This is a genomic window from Streptomyces sp. NPDC101237, assembly GCF_044767465.1.
In the GTDB taxonomy this organism is placed as follows: Bacteria; Actinomycetota; Actinomycetes; order Streptomycetales; family Streptomycetaceae; genus Streptomyces; species Streptomyces gramineus.
This window is the reverse complement of the sequence record NZ_JBIWNY010000069.1, coordinates 1-1,219: the sequence shown is the minus strand read 5'-3', so window position 1 is coordinate 1,219 and position 1,219 is coordinate 1. Positions and strand designations below refer to the sequence as shown.

Here is a 1,219-nt window from a genome sequence, read left to right as displayed (position 1 = left end):
GGCTAAGGGCTGTCCCGTAACTGCGGTTGCGGACAGCCGCGCCCCGTCAGGTGCTCGCGTTCTTCCATAGATGTCGCTCTTCCAGGGTCCCGAATCGCACGTCTCCGCGTTCAAGGTCGACGAGGATGGGCCAGCAGTCCAACAGCTGCTCTCTCGCATCACGCGAGGCGAGGTACTGCACAGAGTTGTAGGGCACGACCAGGAGTCCGTTGCTCTCACGGACCTGCTCTGCGTCGATGGCGAGAAGCGGCTCGTCATCGCGCTGGCTGCGCGCGAGAAACGCCACCGCGACCTGCAGGGCCTCGTCCTGCTCCATCATCCGTCTCCAGTCCGTCGGCTCGAAGAAGGCACCCTAACCGGCCTGGGATGATCTTGGTATGGCTGGTGTGATCACGGCGTCGGAGCCGTCCTGGATAGCCCCGTTCACCGGGCTGAGCCCGCGTGCCTTCGGGAAGCTGGTGACGGTTCTGCGGCGCGAGGGCGGGGACGCAATCCGCAGGGGCCGGCCTTGGAGCCTTCCGCTGGAGGACCGGACACTGCTGGTCGCGGCGTACTGGCGCACGAACTTGACCATGCGACAGCTCGCCCCGCTGTTCGGGGTGTCCAAGTCTGCAGCGGACCGGATCATCGACCACCTCGGGCCGATGCTCGCTCTCCAGCCCCGCAAGCGGTTCGCCAAGGACACCGTGCTCATCGTGGACGGCACCCTGGTCCCCACCCGCGACCACACCATCGCCGCACAATCGAAGAACTACCGGTACTCCACCAACCACCAGGTCGTCATCGACGCCGACACCCGCCTGGTCGTCGTAGTCGGCCGACCGCTCCCCGGAAACCGTAACGACTGCAAGGCATGGGAGGAATCCGGCGCCAAAGCCGCCATCGGCCGAACGCTCACGATCGCCGACGGCGGCTACCCGGGCACCGGACTCGTCATCCCGCACCGCCGCGAACGCGGCCAGAGCGAACTCCAGGGCTGGAAAGAGGAACACAACAAGTCCCACAAGCAGGTCCGCGCCCGCGTGGAACACGTCTTCGCCCGGATGAAGACATGGAAGATCCTCCGCGACTGCCGACTCAAGGGCGACGGCGTCCACCACGCCATGCTCGGCATCGCCCGGATGCACAACCTCGCCCTTGCCGGATAGGTCGGCGGGGCCGAACAGCAGCCCACCATGCCCGAGGCGCCCCGGAGATCATTTACGGGACAGCCCTTAGA

Annotated in this window: 2 protein-coding genes; one reads left to right on the top strand and one right to left on the bottom strand. The window is 66.3% G+C overall.

What is annotated here, in order from left to right:
- Positions 1-46: 46 nt before the first annotated feature.
- Positions 47-319, bottom strand: a complete 273-nt coding sequence (locus tag ACIRQ9_RS40350) for a YrhB domain-containing protein (RefSeq protein ID WP_404185776.1) — start codon at positions 317-319, stop codon at positions 47-49.
- Positions 320-377: 58 nt separating this feature from the next.
- Between ACIRQ9_RS40350 and ACIRQ9_RS40345 the strand changes: the two genes are divergently transcribed.
- Positions 378-1,148 (top strand): transposase, encoded by a 771-nt coding sequence (locus ACIRQ9_RS40345; protein WP_404185773.1) that lies wholly within the window; start codon positions 378-380, stop codon positions 1,146-1,148.
- Positions 1,149-1,219: the final 71 nt, after the last annotated feature.